This is a genomic window from Conexibacter sp. CPCC 205762 (genome assembly GCF_030646155.1).
Lineage (GTDB): Bacteria > Actinomycetota > Thermoleophilia > Solirubrobacterales > Solirubrobacteraceae > Conexibacter.
Window position 1 is genome coordinate 90,674 of the sequence record NZ_JAUTDN010000004.1, and the last position, 19,046, is coordinate 109,719.

General features: G+C 72.3%; 13 protein-coding genes. 5 read left to right on the top strand and 8 right to left on the bottom strand.

The genetic code is table 11. The features are described from left to right. The first annotated feature begins 27 nt into the window (after positions 1 to 27). Entirely contained in the window at positions 28 to 1,068 is a 1,041-nt protein-coding gene (locus Q7L73_RS05745) for a hypothetical protein (protein ID WP_304686668.1), read from the top strand. Here Q7L73_RS05745 and Q7L73_RS05750 read toward each other — a convergent pair. From Q7L73_RS05750 to polX, 4 genes are all read right to left on the bottom strand, one after another. Further along, positions 1,065 to 5,300 carry a phosphodiester glycosidase family protein gene (locus Q7L73_RS05750; RefSeq protein ID WP_304686669.1) on the bottom strand — a complete coding sequence of 1,412 codons (4,236 nt, stop codon included), beginning with the start codon at positions 5,298 to 5,300 and terminating at the stop codon, positions 1,065 to 1,067. The genes Q7L73_RS05745 and Q7L73_RS05750 overlap by 4 nt on opposite strands. Positions 5,301 to 5,393: 93 nt before the next feature. Next, positions 5,394 to 9,608 carry a phosphodiester glycosidase family protein gene (locus Q7L73_RS05755; protein ID WP_304686670.1) on the bottom strand — a complete coding sequence of 1,405 codons (4,215 nt, stop codon included), beginning with the start codon at positions 9,606 to 9,608 and terminating at the stop codon, positions 5,394 to 5,396. Positions 9,609 to 9,801: 193 nt separating this feature from the next. Next, complete coding sequence (locus tag Q7L73_RS05760) at positions 9,802 to 10,350, bottom strand: HdeD family acid-resistance protein (RefSeq protein WP_304686671.1); 549 nt, start codon at positions 10,348 to 10,350, stop codon at positions 9,802 to 9,804. Positions 10,351 to 10,386: 36 nt separating this feature from the next. After that, entirely contained in the window at positions 10,387 to 12,153 is a 1,767-nt protein-coding gene (polX, locus tag Q7L73_RS05765; RefSeq protein WP_304686672.1) for a DNA polymerase/3'-5' exonuclease PolX, read from the bottom strand. 111 nt (positions 12,154 to 12,264) lie between these two features. Here polX and trxA point away from each other — a divergent pair, with 111 nt between their 5' ends. Beyond that, positions 12,265 to 12,597: a thioredoxin gene (trxA, locus tag Q7L73_RS05770; protein WP_304686673.1), complete on the top strand. Its 333-nt coding sequence runs from the start codon at positions 12,265 to 12,267 to the stop codon at positions 12,595 to 12,597. Positions 12,598 to 12,667: 70 nt separating this feature from the next. Next, complete coding sequence (locus tag Q7L73_RS05775; RefSeq protein ID WP_304686674.1) at positions 12,668 to 13,444, top strand: 4'-phosphopantetheinyl transferase superfamily protein; 777 nt, start codon at positions 12,668 to 12,670, stop codon at positions 13,442 to 13,444. On the opposite strand, the gene Q7L73_RS05780 is transcribed toward Q7L73_RS05775, so the two are convergent. After that, complete coding sequence (locus tag Q7L73_RS05780) at positions 13,341 to 13,712, bottom strand: helix-turn-helix transcriptional regulator (RefSeq protein ID WP_304686675.1); 372 nt, start codon at positions 13,710 to 13,712, stop codon at positions 13,341 to 13,343. The genes Q7L73_RS05775 and Q7L73_RS05780 overlap by 104 nt on opposite strands. After that, positions 13,709 to 14,203: an SRPBCC domain-containing protein gene (locus tag Q7L73_RS05785; RefSeq protein WP_304686676.1), complete on the bottom strand. Its 495-nt coding sequence runs from the start codon at positions 14,201 to 14,203 to the stop codon at positions 13,709 to 13,711. The genes Q7L73_RS05780 and Q7L73_RS05785 overlap by 4 nt, the downstream gene beginning before the upstream one ends. A 104-nt stretch (positions 14,204 to 14,307) precedes the next feature. Between Q7L73_RS05785 and Q7L73_RS05790 the strand changes: the two genes are divergently transcribed. Next, positions 14,308 to 14,898, top strand: coding sequence for an ATP-dependent Clp protease proteolytic subunit (locus tag Q7L73_RS05790; RefSeq protein WP_304686677.1), 591 nt, complete (start codon positions 14,308 to 14,310; stop codon positions 14,896 to 14,898). 33 nt (positions 14,899 to 14,931) lie between these two features. Here Q7L73_RS05790 and Q7L73_RS05795 read toward each other — a convergent pair whose 3' ends face one another. After that, positions 14,932 to 15,552 (bottom strand): FadR/GntR family transcriptional regulator, encoded by a 621-nt coding sequence (locus Q7L73_RS05795; protein ID WP_304686678.1) that lies wholly within the window; start codon positions 15,550 to 15,552, stop codon positions 14,932 to 14,934. Between Q7L73_RS05795 and Q7L73_RS05800 the strand changes: the two genes are divergently transcribed. Beyond that, complete coding sequence (locus Q7L73_RS05800; protein ID WP_304686679.1) at positions 15,448 to 15,816, top strand: FCD domain-containing protein; 369 nt, start codon at positions 15,448 to 15,450, stop codon at positions 15,814 to 15,816. The genes Q7L73_RS05795 and Q7L73_RS05800 overlap by 105 nt on opposite strands. Before the next feature lie 24 nt (positions 15,817 to 15,840). Here the strand turns inward: Q7L73_RS05800 and ileS are convergent, their stop codons facing one another. Further along, positions 15,841 to 19,020 (bottom strand): isoleucine--tRNA ligase, encoded by a 3,180-nt coding sequence (gene ileS / locus Q7L73_RS05805; RefSeq protein ID WP_304686680.1) that lies wholly within the window; start codon positions 19,018 to 19,020, stop codon positions 15,841 to 15,843. Between the last annotated feature and the right edge of the window lie 26 nt (positions 19,021 to 19,046).

Consider the following 19,046-nt stretch of genomic DNA (forward strand, 5'->3'; position numbering starts at 1 on the left):
GCTCCCGTCCCGCTACGCTCGCCGACGATGGCGACCGACATCCTGCTCGTCTCGCTCGGCACGACCGCCGGCTGGCGCGGCGCCGACGCGCAGCTCGCGGCCGCGATCGAGCGCGCCGGGGCGACCGTCGCGACCGTCGCCGCCGGGCCGGTGCCGCAGGTGCGGACGTTCATGGCGACCGATCTCGTGCAGGCGCGCGCCTGTCGCGCCGCCGCGCTGCGCGGGATCGCGGAGCACGCGCCGCGCGGGCTGATCTACGCCTCCTCGACCGCCGCGCTGCTGGCGCCGCGCGCGGGCGCGATCTGGTTCGACGCACCCGCCGCCGGCAACCGCCGCGGCCGCGACGGCCTCTGGCAGCGGCCCGTCGAGCGCCGCCGCATGACCGCCGCGCCGCTGCTGCTGCCGATGAGCGAGCAGAGCCTCGCGCCGCTGCCGGCGGCGGTGCGCGCGGCGACGCCCGCGGTCGTGCTGCCAGTGCCGGTCGAGCCGTCGGCGCCCGCTGCCGTGCTCGCCGACGCCGCGCAAGCGGCCTCGCCGGCAGACGCCGCGTCCGCGCCGTCCCTCGCCCGCGACGTCGCCGCGATCGCCTACGCGGCCGACCGCGTCAAGAAGGGGCTCGACCGCATCCTCGCCGCCTGGGCGCAGGCGCGCCGGCCCGGCGAGACGCTGCTCGTCGCCGGCCAGAGCGGCCCGCTCGGCGAAGGCGCCGAGGGCACCGGCCTGCTCGCGCCGGAGGGGTACCGCGCGCTGCTGCGACGGGCGCGCGTCTTCGTCGCCGCGCCGCTGCGCGAGGATCACGGGATCGCTCAGCTGGAGGCGCTCGCCGACGGCTGCCGGCTCGTCAGCACGCCGGCGACCGGCCCCTACCCGGCCTACGGCCTGGCGCGCGCGCTGAACCCGCGCTACGTCGGCGACGACCTCGCCGCGCAGCTGCGCGCCGCGCTCGACGACGGCGCCGCGGACGACGGCTACGCCGCCCGCGCGCGTGAGCTGCTGCTCCCCTACCGCCGCGCCAGCTTCGACGCGGCGGTCAGGGAGCGGGTGCTGCCGCTGCTGCTCGGGCGCTAGCGGCCGACCTTCACGGCCAGCCGCGTTCTGCCGACGACCAGCGTGTAGCGGCCGGCGGCGAGCGTGCGCGTCGCCTTCAGCGCGCCGACGCGGCCCTTGGCGTAGGTGCGGCCGTTGCGCACGAGCGCGGCCTTGGCCGTCTTCTTGACGGCCTTCTTCGCGGCCTTGCTCGCGTTCGTGTAGGTGACCGTGCATCTGACGCTGCTGCTGCCCGTGATGCGGCAGGTGACGAGCGCGTCGCGGCCTCTGTCGCCGGTGGCGCCCTTGGCGCCGGTCGCGCCGGCGTCGCCCTTGGCGCCCTTCTCGCCGGCCGGGCCGGCCGCGCCGTCGGCGCCGTTGGCGCCAGCCGCGCCGTCAGCGCCCGCGACGCCCTGCGGACCGGCGGCGCCGTCGGCGCCGGCCGGGCCGGCCGGACCGTCTCTGCCGTCGGCGCCGGGCGCGCCGTCAGCGCCCGGGGCGCCGGGGGCACCGGGAGCGCCGGTCTCGCCCTGGTCGCCCTGATCGCCCTTGTCGCCCTTCGGGAAGCCGGTCGAGCTGCCCGTGATCGTCACCGTGTGACGCGCGTCGGCGGTGTTGTCGGCGAAGACGAGCCGCGCCGTCGAGGTCGTGTCGACCGTCGCCGGGGCGTAGCGCACGAGCAGCGTGCAGTCGGCGCCCGGGGCGATCGTCACGTCCTTGCAGCTGTTGGCCGCGACGAGGAAGTCGCCGACCGAGCCGGTCAGCGTCTCGATCCGCTTGAGCGAGATCTGCAGCGGCGCGGTGCCGGTGTTGGCGATTCTCAGCTCCTGCACCGGGCCGACCGTCGTCGCCTGCTGGACGGGGAACGAGGGCGCGGTGATCCACGCCTTCGGGCCCGGCGCGGTCGACGCCGTCACCGTGATCGTCTTCTGCGCCTTGATCGGCGCGAGGTCGTCCCCGACGCGCATCGAGTCGGCCTCGGCGGTGAGCGCGAACTGGCCCGTGCGCAGGGCCGTCAGCTGACCCGTCGCCGGGTCCAGCAGCGCGACCTTGCCGGCGTCGCGCGCCGCCTCGATCGCGTCCTCGCCGCTGCCGAGCGCCAGCTCCGAGGAGCCGCCCCAGCGGACCGAGGCGGGGTAGCGCAGCGGCACTCTGCGGGTGCCGTTGGAGACGCCGCTCGGCTGCACCAGCTCGCCGCCGATCGGCGCGCTCGCGCCGACCTCCAGCGTGCCCGGCGCGTCGAGCGCGATCGACTGCGCGAACGGGCGCACGTCGGCGTCGAGCCAGTCGCCGTCGGCGCTCGCGGCGCCGTCGACGCTCCAGCGGACCCAGCCGGTCATGCCGCCGCGGTCGGGCGTGCCGTACGGCGACTTGCCCGACGACGGGAGCACGATGTACGGGACGCCCTCGACGCGGTCGACGTTGACGATCTGCGCGTGGGAGCCGACCATCGCGACGCCCTTGCCACCGCTCTCGTCACGGAAGTCGGACAGCAGTCGCTCGATCAGCGAGACCTCGAGCCGGTCGCCGAGCTGCGAGGCGTCGGCCGGGTCGGGATCGTTGGTCGGGTGGTGGGCGAAGACCATCACGTCGTTGATCGAGTCGTCCGCCGCGGCTTCCGTGAGCGCCTCCTGCAGCATCGGCAGCTGCGCGTAGTCCGAGCCGCGGAACGAGCCGCGGGTCGAGTTCAGCAGCACGACGCGCGTGCCCTTGTGGTCGAACCAGCCGTACGGTCTGCCGAACTGGCTCTTCCAGGCGTCGAGGTTGTCGGTGCCGTAGGACTCGTGGTTGCCCGGCACGTAGTAGCAGGGGACCGTGTTGGCGGTCGGCGCCGGCGGGGCCGTGCCGGCCTCGACGAGGTTGCAGCCGGCCTCGGTCAGGACTCTTCTGGCGAGCTCGACGTCGGCCTGGTAGCCGGTGTCGACGATGTCGCCGTTGAGCACGACGAAGTCCGGTCTGGTCGCGCGGATCCGCTTCATCGCGGCGGCGGTGACCGGCACCAGCTCCTGGTTGGCGGCGGTGAACTGGATGTCCGACAGCGTCGCGAACTGGAAGCGGTCGCCGCCGGTCGGCAGTCTGCCGTCGGCGTCGATGATGCGGTCGGCCTGCAGCGCCGGCTCGGCCGGCGTCTCGATCTCGCTCGGCACGTCGACCGTGAGGTCGTCGACGATCAGCGAGCCTCTGTACAGTCTCGCCGCCGCCGTCTCGATGAAGCGGACGTTGTCGACGCGGACCGGGTAGACGACGCCGGAGGTCGGCAGCGAGACCGTCACCTTCTGCCAGCCCGGGGTCGTCAGGTAGTCGCCGCGCAGGTCGAGCGTTCTGCCGGCCGTGCTCGACGAGTCGCGCAGCGAGATCGTCGGCCACTGGCCCTTGCCGTCGCTCTTGACCCACATCGACAGGCGCAGCGGCTGGCCCGGCAGCGGGATCTGCGTCAGCGCGCGGGCGCCGGCGGAGCGGGTCGCGGTCGCCTCGGTGAAGTCGTAGTCGATTCTGAGGCCTCTGCCGCTGCGGCCGCCGTCGACGACCGAGATCCCGCCCGTGGGCGAGCGGTCGTGACGGAAGGTCCAGATGCTGGGATCGTCGAAGCCGGAGACGAGCTGGGTGTCGAAGCCGACCGTGATCGGGATCTGCACCGAGCTGCCGGCGACGCTCAGCGTCAGGATCGTCGCGCCGTTGCCCTTCGGGGTGATTCTGAGGCGGTCGCCCGCCGGCTGGATCGTGACGACCGAGCGGTCGTAGTCGAACTCGACGTCGGCCGGGTCGATCGCCGCGGCGAAGCCCTCCGCGTCTCTGCCGACGAGGTCGATCGCCGACGCGGCGCTGCTCGTGTCGGTGAACGAGAGACGGCGGCGGGACGGCTCGATCTCGGCCAGCTCGCCGAGGATTCTCACGACTCTGCTCGCCCGCAGCGTGTCGGTCGTGGCGCGGATCCGCAGCTGCCCGAAGACGTTCTCGGGCGCCTGCAGGATGCCGCCGTCGACGGAGCCCTCGTTGCTGCTCCAGCGCACGTCGCCGCGCGGCAGCGAGACCGGGTAGCCGTTTTCGTCAGCGGCTCTGACGCCGAAGCTGCGGTGCAGCCCCGGGAAGACGCGCGTCTCGGCGCCGGAGCTGGAGATCACCAGCTCGTCGGCGACGCCGCTGCCCTGCGCGAGGAAGATGCCGACGCCGTTGGGCGTCGCGCGCTCGCTGCCGTCGGAGGGCGTGTTGCGGATCGTCGCGTCCTGCGCGCCGAGCGGGCGCGCGACGAGCGTCGAGGAGCCGCCGCCGTCGAGGTTGATCGCGTCGTCGGCGCCGATCGACCGCATCAGCGCGCCCATCTCGGCCAGTCTCGGCCCGAGCACCTGCGTCTGGCGGCCGTCGGCGACCGCGAGGTACATCGTCTTGCGGTCCGCGGAGAAGCCGACCGCGGTGCGGGGCGCGTTGGAGACGTCGCCCTGCGGCTGCACGACGCCGTCGGTCAGCAGGTTCTGCGCGCCGCCGATCGCGAAGCGCAGGTCGTCGACGCCGTCGCCGTTGAGGCGGTATCTGAAGTCGACGCTGTCGCCGACTCTGAGCGCGCGGATCGTCGCCGCGCCGGCCTCGCGGCCGACGAGCGCGACCGTGTCGGCGGGCAGCGTGCCCTCGCCGGCGTTGGCCGCGTCGACCGAGACGACGACGCCGCCGGTCACGATCGCCTCGGCGCGGTCGCTGCTGGTGCCGGTCGCCAGGGCGCGCGAGTACGGGCCCCAGTTGGAGGTGAAGGCGGCGATCGAGCCGGCGCCGGCGCCGAGCGCGTCGAACGAGCGGACGGCGTGCGTCTGCCCGTCGGGGAAGGTCGCGGAGGCCTGCAGCGCGAGCGAGGTGAGCTGGCCGAGGCGGTCGTTGCTGACGCCCACGACGCTCGTCGGGTCGCCCGACTTGACGACTCTTCCGGATCTGATCGCGGGTCGCAGCGCCGCGCCGGAGTTGCCGATGTCGAAGAAGTCGCCGTTGACGCCGGCGATCGCGCCGGCGGCCTTCGCCTGCGAGCTGAGGCCGGTCGCCTGGCCGACGTGGTCGGCCATCAGCAGGTCGGTCGTGACGGCCTCCTCCTGGAGGTCGACCGACAGCACCTGGGCGTCGATCCAGCCGAACGTGTCGAGCTGCTGGAGGTGGCGCAGCTCGATGCCGGGGCCGATGCGCTCCGATCTGTCGAGCAGCGTGAGCGGATCCGCATGCGCGACGCCGGGAGCGGCGAGTGCGAACACCGCGCCGGTCGCGAGCGCCGCGCGCAGGCGGCGGGAGGAAGTCAAGATTCAGGTCTCCTGTTGCAAGGAAGGCCAGCCGCGCCGTGAGGGATCGACGACGCGGCTGACCGGGTTCACTGCTGTGCTGCGTGCGGCCGCTTAGCGGATCGTCACCTTGAGGGTGGTGGCGCTCTTGCCGCTGCCGACCTTCAGCGCGTAGCTGCCGCGCGTGATCTTGCGCGTCGCTCTGAGGCTGCTGACGCGGCCCTTCGCGTAGGTGCGGCCGTTGCGGACGAGGCTCGCCTTGGCCGACGTCTTGACCGTGGCGTTCTTCGCCGAGCTTCTGCTGCTGTAGGTGACCTTGCACGTCACTCTGCTGCTTCTGACGGTGCAGGTGACGAGCGCGTCGCGGCCGGCGGCGCCCTTGTCGCCCTTGGCGCCGGCGGCACCCTGGTCGCCCTTGTCGCCCTTGGCACCGGCCGCGCCCTGCGGGCCGGTCGCGCCGTCTCTGCCGTTGGCGCCGTCAGCGCCGGCAACGCCCTGCGGGCCCTGCGCGCCGTCAGCGCCGTTGGCGCCAGCCGGCCCGGCCGCGCCGTCTCTGCCGTTGCTGCCGTCAGCGCCGGCCGGACCCTGCGGGCCGGGCTGACCGGCCTCGCCGGGCGTGCCCTGCTCGCCTCTGTCGCCCTTGTCGCCCTTCGGCAGCGTCGTCGAGGTCGCGCTCAGCGTGACCGTGTGGCGCTGCTCGGCGGTGTTGGCGGCGAAGACGAGCTTGGCCGTCGTGGTCGCGCTCTCGCGCGACGGGGCGAAGCGGACGAGCAGCGTGCAGGAGCTGCCCGGGGCGACCGTCTTGGTGGTGCAGGCGTCGTCGGCGACGATGAAGTCGCCGGCCGGGCCGTCGACCGCCTTGACGCCCTTGAGCGTCAGCTCCAGCGGCTCGTCGCCGGTGTTGGAGACCGTCACCGGCTGCGCGGCGCCGATCGTGTTGGCGAACTGGTCGGGGAACGTCGGCTGGGCGATCCAGGCCTTCGCGCCCGGCGCGGTCGAGGGCTCGACCGCGATCGTCTTCGTGGTCGTGATCGGCGCCATGTCGTCGCCGTTTCTCATCGAGTCGGCCTCGACGGTGACGTCGACGCTGCCCTCGGCGAGCGCGGTGATCTCGCCCGTGGCCGGGTCGAGGATCGCGGTCTTGTCGGCGTCACGGGCGGCCTCGACGGCCTCCTCGCCACTGCCGATCGCGAGGTTCTCGCTGCCGCTCCAGCGGAGCGAGAGCGGGTAGCGCAGCGGCACCGTGCGGGTGCCGTTGCCGACGCCGCTGGGCTGCACGAGCGTGCCGCCGAGCTGCGCCGCGCCGCCGACCTCGAGCGTCTCCGGGGTCTGCAGGTCGATCGTCTGCGCGAACGGGTGGACGTCGCCTTCCAGCCACTGGCCGGCGGCGTTCTCGTCGCTGTCGACGCCCCAGCGGACCCAGCCGGTGATGCCGCCGCGGTCAGGCGTGCCGTACGGCGCCTTGCCCGAGGACGGGAGCACGATGTAGGGGACGCCCTCCTCGCGGTGCACGTTCATGATCTGCGCGTGCGAGCCGACCATCGCGACGCCCTTGCCGGAGTCGTCGCGGAAGCCGGACAGCATCTTCTTGACGAGCTGGACCTCGGTCCGCTCGGTCAGCTGGCTCGACTTCGTCTCGGCCGGGTCGTCGACCGGGTGATGGGCGAAGACCATCACGTTGTCGATCGCGTCGTCGGACGCGGCGTCGTCGAGCGCCTCCTGGAAGTACGGCAGCTGGTCGAAGTCCGAGCTGCGGAAGTTGCCGTACGACGAGTTCAGCGTGATGAAGCGCGTGCCCTTGTGGTCGGTGTAGCCGTAGTCTCTGCCGAACTCGGCTCTGAACGCGTCGAGCGTGCCCTGGCCGCCGGCGACGTAGGACTCGTGGTTGCCGGGGACGTAGAGGCAGGGGATCGTGCTGTCGGTCGGCTCCGGGAGGTCCTCGGTGCCGAGCGGGACGAGCTGGCAGCCGCCCTCCTCCAGCGTTCTGCGCGCCAGCGTCATGTCCTCGGGGGCGCCGAGGTCGACGATGTCGCCGTTGAGCACGACGAGGTCCGGTCTGGTGGCGCGGATCCGTCTCAGCGCCTGGATCGCGACCGGCACCATCTCCTGGTTGACGTGCGTGAACTGCACGTCGGAGAGCGTCGCGAAGGTGAAGTCCTCACCCTCCTGCAGTCTGCCGTCGGACGACAGCAGCGAGTCGGCGCGCAGCGGCGCCTGCTCGGGCAGCTCGACCTCGGACGGGACGTCCGCGGAGACCTCGCCGACGACGATCGAGCCATCTCTCTGCGCCGCGACGGTCGTCTCGATCGCCTGGAAGGTGTCGAACTTGACCGGGAACTTCGTGTCGGCCGGCATCGTGAAGACGATGTCGTTCCAGCCCGGTCTGACCGGGTTGCCGTAGAGCGACTTGTAGGTGCCGTCCGACTGGCGGAAGGAGCCGTAGGAGAGCGTCAGCGTCTGCGTCGACTTGACTCTGACGTGGACTCTCAGCGGCGCGCCCGGCAGCTCGAACTGGCCGATCGTGCCGTTGGAGGTGACGCCGATGTTGCGGCCGGCTCTGTAGTCGACCTTGACACCCTCGGCGGTGTCGGTGATCGACGTCATGATGCCGCTGGTGCCCGTGAACTTCCAGAGGGCGTTGCCGATCGGGTTTCTCGTCAGCAGGTAGCTGTCGGTGATCGTCTGGACGCCGACGGAGATCGGCAGCTGCACGCTCTCGCCGTTGACCGAGATCGTCAGCAGCGTGCCGGCGTTGGTCAGCGGGGTGATTCTGAGACCGCTGCCGGAGGGCGTGATCTTGACGACCGAGTCGTCGTAGTCGAGCTCCAGGTCCGACGACTCGACCGGGGCGGTGAAGCCCTCGGCGTCGCGGCCGGTGACCGTCAGCTGCTGCGCGAACTGCGCGCCGGTCTCGGAGAACGAGAGGCGCTGCGAGGACAGCTCCAGCGAGTTGAGCGCGCCGAGCACTCTGACCGGCAGCTCCTGCTGGGCGCCGTCGGTCGTCGCGCGGACGCGGATGTGGCCGAAGACGTCCTCGGGGGCCTTCAGCAGGCCGCCGCTGACGGAGCCCTCGTTGGCGCTCCAGCGGACGTCGCCGCGCTGGATCGCGACGGCCGACTGGTGGTCGTCGACCGCGCCGACCTTGATCGTGCGGTGCAGGCCCGGGAAGACGCGCGCGTCGTCCTGGCCGGGGGTCGACAGGACGAGCTGCTCGGCGACGCCGGAGCCCGGCGTCAGGAACAGGCCGACGCCGTTGGGGTCGGAGCGCTCGTAGCCGTCGGAGGGGGTGTTGAAGACGGAGACCGCGCTGTCGCCGAGGTGGCGCCCGACGAGCGTCGTCGAGCCGCCGCCGTCGAGGTTCATCGCGGACTCGGCGCCGGCGTCGGCGAGGATCTGGGCGACCTTCACGGTCGTCATGCCGAGCGTCTGCGTCTGACGGCCGTCGGCGACGAACAGCAGCAGCGTTCTGCCGCCGTCCTTGAAGCCGATCGCCGTGCGCGGGTGGACCGAGCCGTCGGTCGCGACGACTCTGCCGTCGCGGATCAGGACCTCGTTGCCGCCGACGGCGAACTGGAGCTGCTTGGCGACGTCGCCGCTGAGCGTGTAGTCGAGTCTCAGCTCGTCGCCGGCTCTGAGCGCGCGGACGGCGTCCGCGGCGGCCTCGCGGCCGACGAGGTAGAAGGAGCCGGCGGGGATCTCGCCCGTGCCCGCGCCCTCGCTGACGGAGACGACCTTGCCGTCGGTGACGAGCGCCTCGGCGACGTTGGTCGGGTTGCCGCCGGCGCGGGAGATGCTGGCGCCCCACTTGGAGGTGTAGACGCGGAAGGCGCCGGCGGGGACGCCGCCGGGCGTGTTGATCGTCGCGACGGCGTGGTCGGCGCCGCCGAAGGTGACCTTCGCCTCAAGCGCGGTGCTGACAAGCTGGCCGATGCCGTCTCTGGTGACACCGGTGAGCGGCGAATTGAGGCCGTAGTTGGCGCTCTTGAGCAGCTCGCCGCCTCTGATCGCGAAGTTCTGCGGCGCTCTCGTGTTGTCGATGTCGAAGAAGTCGCCGTTGACGCCGGCGATCGCGCCGACTCTGTTGGCCTTTCTCGAGATCGGCCCTGCATCGGTGACCGCGTCGCCCGACAGCAGGTCGGTCGTGACGAGGCCGTTCTCGAGTCTGGCGGTCAGCAGCTGGTAGTCGAACCAGCCGCCCGACTCGAGCGTCTTGAGGTGGTGGACGCTGATGCCCGGACCGAGCGACTCGCTCTCGTCGATCAGGTTCAGCCCGGCGGCGGAGGCAGCCGACGGCAGCGCGGCAGCGGACAGCGCAGCGGCGGCAAGCATCACGGGCAGGCGTCCGCGACGCCGCGCGCGCGGCGAAAAGGAGGTCAATTTGGTCCTTCGATGAGGGAGACGGGACGGTGGGGAGTGACCGCGTCCTGCGGTTCACGGTGACTGTCCCGTTCAGCCGAAGGTGACTCGTGACCGCCCCGTCATGAAACTGTGAGAAAGCTGTGAAGCGCCCTCAAGAACGGTTTCACTGCGGAGTGGAGCGCTTCAGCGCGCTCGCGGCCGCCAAAGCTGCGACGCCGAAGAAGATGAAGTCGATTCCGACCAGCAAACCGATCGCCCAGTCCGAGGACTCGGGCAGCTCGGCGCCGATCAGGACCGCCAGCAGCAGCGTCACGACACCATTGAAAGCTGTCATCCCGGCGCCGGGCAGACCACGCTCGGAGACGGCGACGCCGATCCGCACGACGCCGGCGAGCGCGAAGTAGAGCACCAGCAGGACCGTCAGCGTGTAGGTGCCTCTGAGCGGCGCGAGCAGCAGCGAGAGGCCGGCGGCGAGCGTGATCAGGGCGACCAGCGCGCGCAGCACGAGGCGGCCGACGTCGCGCACGGCGAAGGCGTCGACGAACAGGAAGACGGCGCCGAAGACGAGCATCCAGCCGATGAAGATCGCGACGCCGACGGAGGCGACGGCCGGCACGAGTATCGCGATCAGCCCGCCGACGACGGCCAGCACGCCGGCGATGTTGAGCCAGCGCCGGCTCCGTCTCAGCTGGTCCAGCAGCTCATTCTGCATCGCGCGCGTCCCCCTCCGGTTCGTGGAGCGAGGACCTTATTGCTGCGCGCGGACGCGCTTGCGCAGCGGCGCGAACTCGCTCCACGGGCGCGTGTTGGCGACCTGCGCCGGCGTCAGCCAGGCGCGCCGTGCGGTCGCGATCCCGTAGCGGCGGCTGCTCGCCAGCGTCGTCGTGCGGTGGGCGTCGCTGTTGACGAGGATCAGCACGCCGGCCTCGGCGGCCGCGCGCGCGTGGACGTCGTTGAGGTCGCGGCGGTCGGGCGCGCCGTTGATCTCCAGCATCGTGCCGGTCCGCGCCGCGGCCTCGATCACGCGCGTGACGTCGAGCCCGTACGGCGGCCGCGCCTCGATCTTGCGGCCGGTCAGGTGGCCGATCGCGTCGACGGAGGGATGCTCGATCGCCGCGATCACGCGCTCGGTCATCGCGGCTTCCGAGATGCCGAAGGAGGAGTGGACCGAGGCGATCACCCAGTCGAGCCGCGCGAGCAGCTCGTCGGGGTAGTCGAGCGAGCCGTCGGGGAGGATGTTGACCTCGCTGCCGGCCAGCAGCTCGATCCCGGGGAAGGCGGCGCTGGCGGCGTGGATCCGCTCGATCTGCTCCTCCAGCTGGGCCGGCGAGACGTCGTCGCCGAAGCCGTGCGAGGCGGAGTGGTCGGTGATCGCGAGGTACTCGTAGCCGAGCGCCTGCGCCGCCTCCGCCATCTGCTCGATCTCGGCCTTGCCGTCGGACGCGACGGTGTGGCTGTGGAGGTCGCCCTTGACGTCGGCCTCGGTCACCAGCTCGGGCAGGCCGCTGCCGCCGTCGAGCCTGGCCGCCTGCAGCTCGCCGCGGTTCTCGCGCAGCTCCGGCTCGATGTACTGGTAGCCGAGCTTGGCGTAGACCTCCTGCTCGGTCGCGCAGCGGATCGTCTCGCCGCTGGCGTCGTCGAGGACCCCGTACTCGGAGACGTGCAGGCCGCGTTTGACGGCCGCCTCGCGCAGCGCGACGTTGTGCTGCTTGGAGCCGGTGAAGTGCTGCAGGACGTTGCCGAACTGATCGGGCGCGACGACCTTGAGGTCGACGCCGATGCCGTTGTGGGTGCGCACGCGGGCGCCGTTGTCGCCGATGCCGGCGGTCGACTCGACCAGCTCGGAGGCGACGAGCGCCTCCGCCAGCGCGCGCGGGTCGTCGGCGGTGGCGATGATGTCGAGGTCCTTGACCGAGTCGGCCCAGCGGCGGGCGGAGCCGGCCAGCTCGACCTGGTGCGAGCTCGGGTGGTCGCGCAGCAGCTGCAGCAGCGGCTCGGCGATCGCGAGCGCGCGGTCGAGCACGAAGCGGCCGCCGGCGCCGGCCTCGGCGGCCGCGGTCGCGCGCGCGATCGCCTCGAGGAAGTTCTGCTCGGCTCTGGCGCCGAACCCTCTCAGGTCGCGAATCCGCTGCTGTCTGGCGGCGGTCTCCAGCGCCTGCAGCGAGTCGATCCCCAGCTCCTCGTAGAGGCGGCGGGCGCGCTTGGGCCCGAGCCCCGGCAGGCGCGTCATCTCCAGCAGGCCGGCGGGGAACTTCGCCCGCAGTCTGACGGCCTGCGGGATCTCGCCGGTCTCGACCAGCGCGACCAGCTTCGTCTCCAGCGTCGCGCCGATCCCCGGCAGCTCGGTGACGCGGCCCTCGCGCGTGAGCGCGGCGACCGAGACGGAGGCGTCGCGGGTGACCTTGGCGGCGTTGCGGTAGGCGACGACGCGGTGGACGATCGCGCCGTCCAGCTCGTAGAGGTCGCCCAGCTCGTCGAAGGCGGCGGCGATCTCGCTGTTCGTTGGGTCGGCCATGGGGGAGAACCTAGCTTCCGGGTCACTCGTCGTGCGATCCTGGGCGTCCAGCTCCCTTCCTGGGGGCACTATACTTTGTGAAGTAAGCCGAATCCCCAAGGAGCCCCTCTCATGGCTGGCACCATCACCGAGGTCAACGACAACAACTTCCAGGCCGAGGTCATCGAGTCCGACGTCCCCGTGCTGGTCGACTTCTGGGCGCCCTGGTGCGGCCCGTGCCGGATGGTCGCCCCCGTGCTGGAGGAGATCGCCGGCGAGCGGGGCGAGGCGCTGAAGATCGTCAAGCTCAACGTCGACGACAACCAGCAGACGGCGATGAGCTACGAGGTCCTCTCGATCCCGACGCTGATCCTGTTCAAGAACGGCACGATCGCGAAGAAGGTCGTCGGCGCCTACCCGAAGCGCAAGCTCGAGGCCGAGCTCGAGCCGGCGCTCGCCGCCTAGCTCACCTGGCCTCCCAGGCCACCACGTAGACGATGGGCGGCGCCGCGCGCCGCCCATAGCGTCAGCGGCGATGATCCCGCCGCCGACCACGCTGGCCGAGGGCCGGCCAGTCCATGACCTCGCCGGCGTGCGCGTCTGGCTCGTCACGGCCGACGAGCCGGCGCGCCGGCGGCTGCAGCCGCTGCTGGCGCCCGACGAGCTGACGCGCGCGGGGCGGCTGCGCAACGCGGCCGACCGCGACCGCTTCGTCGTCGGCCGCGGCCTCGCGCGGCTGGCGCTCGCGACCCAGCTGGGAATCGCGCCGGCCGCCGTCGCGCTGCGGACCGGCGCTCACGGCCGTCCCGCGCTGGGGTGCGAGACGCTCGACTTCAACATCGCCCATGCCGGCGCGCTGGTCGCCTGCGCGGTCGCGCGCGACCAGCGCGTCGGGATCGACGTCGAGCACCTGCGCGTGCTGCGGGCCCGCCACGCCTTCGTCGAGCTGACCTGCGCGCCACACGAGCGGGCGTGGCTCGAATCGCTGCCGCGGCGAGCGCGCAAGGCGGCGCTGTTCGAGCTGTGGACGGCGAAGGAGGCCTGCCTGAAGGCCTCCGGCTGCGGGCTGCTGGAGCCGCCGTCGGAGGTCGCCGTCGTACTGCGGCCAGGGCGCGAGCGGCTGCCGGCGCGGACGCTCGCGCGCTTCCGCGAGGAGCGCTTCGCCGTTCACCGGCTCGCCTGTCCGTCGGACTACCGGCTGACGCTCGCTACTCGCCCGCGACGTGCCGCCGCAGCCGCTCCAGCCGGCGATCCCACTGCCCGCCGACCTCTGCGATCCAGCGGATCGCGTCGTCGAGCGGATCGGGCGTGAGCCGGTAGCGCGTCTCGCGGCCGGCTCTCTCGGTCGTGACGAGGCCGGCGCCGGCGAGCGTCGCGAGGTGCTTGGCGACCGCCTGACGCGAGATCGGCAGCTGCGCCGCGAGCGCGGTCGCCGTCGTCGTCGGCTGGCGCGACAGCTCCTGCACGACCGCGCGGCGGGTCGGGTCGGCGAGCGCGGCGAAGACCGCGCCGGGGCCGAACGCGGCGCCGCCCCCCGGCGGGAGGCCCGCGCCGCCGGCGGGTGACGCGTGCGGGCTCACGACCAGGCGCAGAGCGAGCAGGCCGAGAGCGCGCCCATCCGCTGGGTCCAGGCGCTCGGGACGCCGGCCGGCGCGAGCGGGACGTCGCCGCCGCCGGCGAGCACGTCGATCCGCACCTCAACGACGGAGACGCGCGTGCCGCCCTCGACGTCGTCGAGCGTCAGCTCGACGAGCGACTCGTCGCGGCCGGGGTCGTCCGGGTCGCCGCCGGCGGCCGCGCGGTCGCCGGCGCCCTCGCCGCCGTCCGCGTCCTGCGGGCGCCAGCGGAAGGCGATCCGGCGCCGCTCGGCGATCGCGTCGACGACGCCGACGCGGGCGCTGCCGTCGTCCCAGGCGAAGCGCGCGGCGCCGCCCTCGCGCGGGTCCAGCTCGACCTCGTCGGCGAGCCAGCAGGCGAGCTGGTCGGGGTCGGTGACCGCCGCCCACGCCTGCTCGCGCGAGATCGGCAGCACGACGGCGCGGTGGACGGCGGCGGCGGACTCGGCGCTCATGGCGTCTCCTTCTCGGTCATGCAACTCACAGGTTGCTAGTCTAGCGCCAGCCTCATGCGCAACTAAAAGGTTGCGCATGGAATACGACCGCAAGGAGAGACCGCATGTCCCCGCTCGTCCCGATGGTCGTCGAGCAGAGCCCGCGTGGCGAGCGCTCGTTCGACATCTACTCGCGCCTGCTGAACGAGCGCGTGATCTTCCTCGGCCAGCAGGTCGACGACCAGATCGCCAACCTCGTCGTCGCGCAGCTGCTGCATCTCGAGTCGGTCGATCCCGACAAGGACGTCCACCTCTACATCAACTCGCCCGGCGGCTCCGTCTACGCCGGCCTCGCGATCTACGACACGATGCAGCTGATCCGCCCCGACGTGGCGACGATCTGCGTCGGCATCGCGATGTCGATGGGCTCGTTCCTGCTGGCCGGCGGCGCGCGCGGGAAGCGGATGGCGCTGCCCAACAGCCGCATCCTCAACCACCAGCCCTCAGGCGGCTACGAGGGTCAGGCGACCGACATCCAGATCCACGCCGCCGAGTCGCTGCGCGTGCGGCGGCGGATGGAGGAGCTGTACGCCCACCACACCGGCCAGCCGCTGGAGCAGATCCACGCGGACATGGAGCGCGACCGCTACTTCACGCCCGAGCAGGCGGTCGAGTACGGCCTGATCGACAAGATCCACGAGCCGCGCAAGGGGTGAGCGGGAGCGCGGCTGGCCGCGCTCCCGCTCAGCTCAGTTCGCGAGCAGATCCGCGGCGACGGCCGCGAGGTGGCGCTCCATCGCCTCGCTCGCCTGAGCGGCGTCGCGCGCGGCGATCGTCGCGTTGATCGAGCGGTACTCCTCTATCTCGGCCGCGACCCGTCTGGCCGGCGGCTGCTCGCGTCTGCCGACGGCGGCGAGGACGCGGTGCAGCGGCTCGCTGAGGCGCGCGAGCGTCGCGTTGCCGGCGGCGCGCACGACACTGCGGTGGAAGGCGAGCCGCGCCTCCTGGTAGCGGGCGGCGCTGCCGCGGTTGGAGGCGACCCTGTCGGCGGTCGCGCTCATCTGCAAGATCGCCTCCTCGAGCTGCGCGAGGTCGGCGCTGGTGGCGCGCGTCGCGGCCAGGCCGGCCGCCTGCACCTCGAACATGCGCTGGCACTCGAGCACCTCGGCGAGGCGATCGGAGGCGCCGCTGGCGATCATCACGTCGAGCACGTCCTCGTCGAGCGCGCTCCAGAGGGCGGGCTCGGTGACGACCGCGCCCTTGCCGTGCTTGACGGAGATCAGGCCGCGCTCCTCGAGCGCGCGGATGCCCTCGCGCACGACGCCGCGGCTGACGCCGAAGCGCTCGACCAGGTCGAGCTCGCCTTCCACCAGGCACTGATCGGCGGCACCCGCAACCGCGCCCTCTGCAGCCTGACCGAGTCGATCCACGCCGCCGTGCTGACGACGCGCTTCTGGCTCGCCAGACCGGAGTACCGCCTCCAGCGCGCGATGCCCGAGCACCGCGCGATCTTCGCCGCCGTGCTCGCGCGCGATCCGGCGGCCGCGCGTGCGGCGATGGCAGCCCACCTCGCGACCGTCGAGAGCTACATCACAGCGCACAACGGCGCCCGCGCCGTCGGCAGCAGCGCCTGACGCGCAGGCGCGTCCCGGGCGCGCTCAGCCCGCGACGCGACTGACGGCGATCCGCAGCGGCTGGCCGTCTATCGAGACGGTCCCGTCGCCGTTGACGTCGCCGTTGACGTCGCCGTCGACGGTGAAGTCGACCGCGACCGCCAGCGTCTCACGCGAGATGTAGTCGCCGTGCTCGCGGACGGCCTGCTCGAGCGGCTCCGGGCCGGTCAGGCGCAGTTCGACGCGATCGGATATGTCGAGCCCGCCGGCCTTGCGCGCCGCCTGGATCGCGTGGACGATCTCGCGCGCGGTGCCCTCGCGCAGCAGCGCCTCGTCGAGCGTCAGCTCCAGCGCGACGGCGTGCGAGCCCTCGCGCTCCAGCTGGTAGCCCTCCAGCGGCTGCATCGCCGTGATCAGGTCCTCGGCCTCGAGCTGATGGTCCCTGCCCGCGATGCTGATCCCGACCGTGCGGCCCTCGCGCAGCGCGGCGGTGACGCCGGCCGGGTCGAGCCCCGCGACGGCGGCGGCGACCAGCGGCATCGACTTGCCGAAGCGCGGCCCGAGCGAGCGATAGTTCGGCTTGACCTCGACGCGCCCCAGCTCGTCGGCGGCGGCGGCGAAGCGCAGCTGCTTGACGTTCAGCTCGTCGCGCACGACGTCGGCGAGCCGCTCCAGCGCCGCGCGCTCTCTGCCGGTCGCGACGATCACGGCCGCGTGCAGCGGCTGGCGCAGCTTGACCTTCGCCTGGCCGCGCGCGGCGAGGCCGAGCGTGACCGCCTCGCGCGCGACGCCCATCGCGAACTCCAGCTCCTCGTCGCGCGGGGCGGCAACCGGGAAGTCGGTCAAGTGGACCGAAGCCGCGCCCTCCGGCACGAGGTTGCGGTAGATCTCGTCGACCAGGAAGGGCGTGAACGGCGCCAGCAGCTGCACGACCGAGACGAGCGCGTGGTGGAGCGTCGCGAAGGCGTCGGCGTCGCCGTCCCAGAAGCGACGGCGGTTGCGGCGCACGTACCAGTTCGAGAGATCGTCGACGAACGCCTGGATCGCACGGCCCGCGGTCGTCGCGTCGTAGTCGTCCATGCGGTCGCGCACGACCTCGACGGTCGCCGACAGGCGTGACAGCACCCAGCGGTCCAGCTCGTTGCTCAGCGTCGCCGGATCGGGCGCGCCGGCCGGCGGCGTGATCCCGTTCGCGTTCGCGTAGAGGACGTAGAAGCCGTACGTGTTCCACAGCTGCAGCAGGAACTGCCGCACCATCTCGCCGATCGTCTCGTGCGAGAAGCGGTAGCCGTCCCATGGCTGCTTGGAGGTGAAGAAGTACCAGCGCAGCGCGTCGGCGCCGAATCTGTCGAGCACCTCGTCGGGGACGACGACGTTGCCTCTCGACTTCGACATCTTCTGACCCTCGCCGTCGAGGATCAGGCCGAGGCAGACGACGTTCTTGTACGACGACTGGTCGAACAGCAGCGTCGAGACGGCCAGCAGCGAGTAGAACCAGCCGCGCGTCTGGTCGAGCGCCTCGCAGACGTAGTCGGCCGGGAACAGCTCTCTGAAGCGCTCCTCGTGCTCGTGCGGCGCATGCCACTGCGCGAACGGCATCGCGCCCGAGTCGAACCAGACGTCGATCACCTCCGGCACGCGGCGCATCGGCTCGCCGCAGTCGCCGCAGGGGAACTCGACCTCGTCGACGAACGGGCGGTGGGCGTCGTCGAGGCGTGTGCCCGACAGCTGCTCCAGCTCGTCGAACGAGCCGATCGCGTGCACGTGGCCCTCAGCGCAGCGCCAGATCGGCAGCGGCGTGCCCCAGTAGCGCTCGCGCGACAGCGCCCAGTCGACGTTGCCCTCCAGCCAGTTGCCGAAGCGGCCGTGCTTGACGTGCGGCGGATGCCAGTTGACCGTCTCGTTGGACGCCAGCAGCCTGTCGCGGATCTCCGAGGTGCGGATGTACCAGGAGGGCTTCGCGTAGTAGATCAGCGGCGTGCCGCAGCGCCAGCAGTGGGGATACGAATGCTCGTACTCCTCCGACCGCAGCAGGCGGCCGCGCTCGCGCAGGTCGGCGACGAGGTCGCGGTCGACCTCCTTCACTCTGCGGCCGGCCCACGGGCCCATGCGCTCGTCGTAGCTGCCGTTCGGCTTGACCGGGTTGACGACCGTGAAGCCGTACTGCTCGCCGAGGCGGAAGTCGTCCTCGCCGAACGCGATCGCGGTGTGGACGATGCCGGTGCCGTCGTCGGCGGTGACGAAGTCTCCGAGCAGGATGGTGTGGCCGCGCTCGCCGTAGGCGTCGCCGGCGATGAACGGGAACGGCGGCTCGTAGCGGACGCCCTCCAGCTCACGGCCGGGGAAGGTCGCGAGGATCTCTGCGCCCTCGCCGAGCACGCGCTCGACGAGCGCCTGCGCGAGCACGAAGACGGTCTCGCCGGCGCCGGCCTCGGCGGTCTTCTCGCCGCCGCGGGCACGCACGTACGGCAGCTCCGGGTCGACGGCGGCGGCGGCGTTGGAGGGCAGCGTCCAGGGCGTCGTCGTCCACGCCAGCAGCTCGTCGCCGGCCGCCAGCGGGCCCTGCGCCTCCAGCACCGGGAAGCGGACGTAGACGGACGGGTCGATCACGTCCCTGTAGGCGCCCGGCTGGCCCAGCTCGTGCGAGGAGAGCGTCACCTGGTCGCGCGGGCAGTGCGGGACGACCTTGTAGGACTCGAACAGCAGCCCCTTGTCCCAGATCGTCTTCAGCGCCCACCAGACCGACTCGATGTAGGAGTTGTCGAGCGTGCGATAGGCGTCGTCGAGGTCGACCCAGTAGCCGATCCGCTCGGTCAGGCGCGACCAGTCCTCGAGGTAGCGGAAGACCGAGTCACGGCACATCGCGTTGAATCTCGCGATGCCGTACTCCTCGATGTCCTCCTTCTTGTCGAAGCCCAGCTCGGCCTCGACCGCCAGCTCCACCGGCAGGCCGTGCGTGTCCCAGCCGCCCTTGCGCTCGACCAGGTGGCCGGTCATCGTGCGGTAGCGCGGGAAGATGTCCTTGAAGACGCGCGCCAGCACGTGGTGGACGCCCGGTCTGCCGTTGGCCGTCGGCGGGCCCTCGTAGAAGACCCAGCGTCTGGCGCCCTGGCGGTTCTCGACCGTCCGCTCGAAGATCTTCTCCTGCTTCCAGCGCGCGAGCACCTGCTCTTCGAGCGCGGGGAAGGACTGCTGCGGATCGACGGGGCGATGGGGCGCTGACATGGAGCGCTGATTGTAGGTGGCGACGA